The sequence below is a fragment of the Haemophilus sp. HMSC066D02 genome (assembly GCF_001810545.1).
Classification (GTDB): domain Bacteria; phylum Pseudomonadota; class Gammaproteobacteria; order Enterobacterales; family Pasteurellaceae; genus Haemophilus_D.
The window spans coordinates 1-222 of sequence record NZ_KV801822.1; the positions used below are offsets into that span (position 1 = coordinate 1).

The 222-nt window shown below is 52.7% G+C and carries 2 tRNA genes; both read left to right on the forward strand.

Features of this window, described 5'->3' with window-relative positions:
* Positions 1–37 precede the first annotated feature (37 nt).
* Positions 38–124 (forward strand) — tRNA-Leu (locus HMPREF2750_RS07155).
* 18 nt (positions 125–142) lie between these two features.
* A tRNA-Lys gene (locus HMPREF2750_RS07160) sits at positions 143–218 on the forward strand.
* The last annotated feature ends 4 nt before the right edge of the window (positions 219–222 follow it).

The following is a 222-nucleotide window of genomic DNA, read 5'->3' on the forward strand; positions in this document are numbered from 1 at the left end:
GGGTCGCGAGTTCGAGCCTCGTTTCCCGCTCCAATTTGCCCGAGTGGTGGAATCGGTAGACACAAGGGATTTAAAATCCCTCGCCTTTCGAGGCGTGCCAGTTCAAGTCTGGCTTCGGGCACCATTTAAAAATCATACCAGTGGGTCGTTAGCTCAGTCGGTAGAGCAGCGGACTTTTAATCCGTTGGTCGAAGGTTCGAATCCTTCACGACCCACCACTTT